Origin of the sequence: Acinetobacter sp. YH12255, from assembly GCF_013417355.1 — a bacterium.
In the GTDB taxonomy this organism is placed as follows: domain Bacteria; phylum Pseudomonadota; class Gammaproteobacteria; order Pseudomonadales; family Moraxellaceae; genus Acinetobacter; species Acinetobacter pseudolwoffii.
Genome location: NZ_VPEC01000097.1, coordinates 1 through 3,351, shown reverse-complemented (window position 1 = coordinate 3,351; position 3,351 = coordinate 1). Strand labels below are relative to the sequence as shown.

The following is a 3,351-nucleotide window of genomic DNA, read 5'->3' as shown; positions in this document are numbered from 1 at the left end:
GAGGGTAAATTTTCAGCGTTGCTGGCTCCCCGTCAGCCGGATTGGGTTGCATCGCAGGGGTGTCGAAAGAGTCAACTGCGGTCCAAAGCTGTTGGACTTGGGTGAAAAGGGCGTTTATTCTTCCTATACGTGAACCGCATCCTACGGAATGAGTAACCCTTGCCCTATTGTGAGTAGAACGTCGTATAATTCAAACGAAAGCAGTTAATAGGTATGAAATATCACAGCACAAAAGAGCGACAGGACATGTTTAGATGATGTTATTATAAAATAATAACATCATGGATGAATAAAAAATAATTTTCTATCTTTACAACTATGTTATACTTCTATGATAAGGCTATGATGGCAAAGCCTTGGTTTTCCTAATCAAATAGTCGCCGAGATGGCTTCAATGCGACAGTAGGTCTACTGTCTCACAATTAATTCATGTATCAGATTTTTGTTCCCTGATGGGAAGTGTTATCCATACGAAAAGAATATGGGTAAAGTGTTACACCTGTATATGACATTCAGAATGTCCTGTCGGGGGAACTGGTACCAATTTAATAAAAGAAAACAGTATAGAAATGACAATCGAAGATATGCAAACATTAGCCCTAGAGCATGGGCTGAGAATTTCGGAAGAGATGAGCGTCAATGAGATGGGCATCGACTTTAGAGTTGCCTTTGTAAAGGAAGTAAACGGTGAGAACTGGGTACTCCGTATACCTCGAAGAAGCGATATGCTTGAACAAATCGAAAATGAAAGTAGAATATTGGATTTAGCCAAAAGAAACCTGTCGATCAATGTCCCTGATTGGAAAATTGTATCGGAGCGCCTAATAGCCTACCCTTTACTGGAGGATGCGCCTGCTCTGACATTCGATGCGATAACACATGAGGTTTCTTGGAACATAGATCGCGATAGCATAGCTTATGTGGAGTCTCTGGCAAAATCATTGGCCGAATTACATCGTATTACAGCTGACGATGTGAGAAAGAGCAACTTGAAAATAATGACTCCAAGTGAATTGAGGACCGAAATAGCTGACCGTATCCACTTGGTGAAATCTGAGATAGGTATCAGCGAGCCGTTGGAAAACAGATACCGTAGATGGTTGGACAATGACCCTTTGTGGCCTGAATTCACTTGTTTCATCCATGGCGATCTCTATGCAGGGCATGTCTTAACCTCGAAGGAAGGTAAGACCTCTGGTATCATAGATTGGTCTACTGCGCATATGGGTGATCCTGCACTGGACTTTTCTGGTCACGTATCGGTTTTTGGAGAGGATAGCCTGAAGAGTTTGATAACGGAGTATGCTAAACAAGGCGGAACGATATGGGATAGGCTCTACGAACAATCTATAGAGAGGGCTGCTGCAGCTCCATTAGCATATGGCGCTTTTGCGGTAGAGTGCAACGACGATAATCATATCAATGCCGCCAGAGCAGCCTTAGGTATTGTTCAATAAAATGATGTGAGGATACTTTTTTAAATGCTAAAATAGGAGTTCGATTGGTGCCACTTAAGAGTATCATTGATTTCTATTTTAGCCAGTATCCTCCACTTTTAGGAGCTCCTCGAAACTCGATTTTATGATCATCTCTTAAGATTTTGAGCCACCGCTCTACTATCTTGACAGGAACTAATAGCTCGTTTACTAAAAATGGTGCACGCTTTCCTGGATTAGTTCTTATCTGATTAAATAGTAGATTTACTCCCTCACTTACTCCCTCATTAGATTCGAAAAGTAGCTTTGATGAGACAATAACTCGAAAACCGTGCTGGAAATTTTCAAAGACAGGGGGACGCAGACCATAGGATGCGAAGCCTTCTTGGATTCGTTTGATGCCTGACCCATATTTTTCAATAAAATGCGCTTCTTTGAACGTGGCAGATATCCTTTTATTGCGCGCCCATGGCGAGTAATCTTCACGAAGAAGCTGATCAATCGTTAAGTTATCAGCTAAACCACCTGGATTGAAAAACTCTATGGAATTGTAATACACCCTGATTATGGAATCGGCAAATTAATTTGGACTTGGGTGAAAAGGGCGTTTATTCTTCCTATTACGTTGTCGGCAGCGGGCCAAAAAGGAATACGTCCATGCCCATCGAGGTGAAACCGGCTGTGAGCGCGGGTTCAAGCATATAGCCCGACAGGCGCGTATCCTTGCCGATCACGACACGATGGCGGTGGTCACCGCGACGAAAGACACGGCCAGCCGCCATGCCGACGCGCAAGGCGGTTTCCGCCGTCATCGCGCCTTCGTTGGCTTTGCCACGAATACCGTCTGTGCCGAAATATTTGCGCACCATAAGGTCGATTATCCTGTCGTCGGGTCGCCCTCAAAGGGGACATGCCTGCTGAACCGCGAATATAGAGAAATATCCCGAATGTGCAGTTAACGAATTCTTGCGGTTTCTTTCAGCGCCGCCAATACCGCCAGCCCGTCGCGCAAGGGGCGCGGCTCGTGTGTGCGGATGAAGTCAGCTCCACCTGCGGCGGCGGCAAGCTCTGCAGCGAGTGTCGCGGCCCCGACATCCCCCGGACCACGGCCTGTGAGCGCGCGCAGAAAGGATTTGCGCGAAACAGACAGAAGCACCGGCAAATCGAAGCGCAGCCGCAATTCATCGAACCGCGCCAGCACCGAGAGCGAGGTTTCGGGAGCAGCCCCCAGAAAAAACCCCATGCCGGGATCAAGGACAAGGCGGTTGCGTTTGATACCGGCACCCGTCAGCGCCGCGATGCGCGCGTCAAAGAACGCCGCAATGTGATCCATGATGTCGCCAGCGGGTGCCTCGCGCCGATCTGCCTGCCCGTCTTGCACCGAATGCATAACGACGAGTTTGGCAGATGATTTCGCCAATTGCGGATAGAACGCAGCGTCTGGAAAACCGCGAATATCATTGAGATAGGCCACACCACGCGACAAGGCATAGGCTTGCGTCGCGGGTTGATAACTGTCGAGCGAGACGGGAATGCCATCTGCCTTGAGCGCGTCCAGCACCGGCGCGATACGCGCGATTTCTGTGTCGGACGAAACAGGCGCGGCGTCGGGATTGCTGGATGCCGGACCGAGGTCGATCACATCTGCCCCCTCGGCCATCAGCTTACGCGCCTGCGCAATGGCTGCGTCTGGCGCCAGATACCGGCCTCCATCGGAGAAACTGTCCGAGGTTATGTTGACGATGCCGAAAATGATGAGCGATTTATTCATGGGGGCTTCTATAATAATCTCTGTACACGACAAAAATAGATAACTCATTGAAATAATGTCACAATAATTGTTTTCTAACGACGAATACTATGACACATCTCAATGAGTTATATCTTATCTTAAACAAATCTCTAAAATGGAACA

Annotated in this window: 4 protein-coding genes; 1 reads left to right on the top strand and 3 read right to left on the bottom strand. The window is 47.4% G+C overall.

Annotated features, from left to right (window positions below; genetic code table 11):
• The first annotated feature begins 569 nt into the window (after positions 1–569).
• Complete coding sequence (mph, locus tag FTV30_RS15755) at positions 570–1,457, top strand: Mph(E)/Mph(G) family macrolide 2'-phosphotransferase (protein ID WP_071830579.1); 888 nt, start codon at positions 570–572, stop codon at positions 1,455–1,457.
• Positions 1,458–1,530: 73 nt separating this feature from the next.
• On the opposite strand, the gene FTV30_RS15750 is transcribed toward mph, so the two are convergent.
• From FTV30_RS15750 to sul2, 3 genes are all read right to left on the bottom strand, one after another.
• Entirely contained in the window at positions 1,531–1,995 is a 465-nt protein-coding gene (locus tag FTV30_RS15750) for an ATP-binding protein (RefSeq protein WP_071830580.1), read from the bottom strand.
• Between the two features lie 61 nt (positions 1,996–2,056).
• Positions 2,057–2,305: a phosphoglucosamine mutase gene (locus FTV30_RS15745; protein ID WP_071830581.1), complete on the bottom strand. Its 249-nt coding sequence runs from the start codon at positions 2,303–2,305 to the stop codon at positions 2,057–2,059.
• Between the two features lie 86 nt (positions 2,306–2,391).
• Positions 2,392–3,207 carry a sulfonamide-resistant dihydropteroate synthase Sul2 gene (gene sul2 / locus FTV30_RS15740; protein ID WP_001043260.1) on the bottom strand — a complete coding sequence of 272 codons (816 nt, stop codon included), beginning with the start codon at positions 3,205–3,207 and terminating at the stop codon, positions 2,392–2,394.
• Positions 3,208–3,351: the final 144 nt, after the last annotated feature.

Coding starts and splice junctions, on each gene's coding strand:
- mph (WP_071830579.1), top strand. CDS start 570: ATGACAATCGAAGATATGCAAACATTAGCCCTAGAGCATGGGCTGAGA.
- sul2 (WP_001043260.1), bottom strand. CDS start 3,207: ATGAATAAATCGCTCATCATTTTCGGCATCGTCAACATAACCTCGGAC.
- FTV30_RS15745 (WP_071830581.1), bottom strand. CDS start 2,305: ATGGTGCGCAAATATTTCGGCACAGACGGTATTCGTGGCAAAGCCAAC.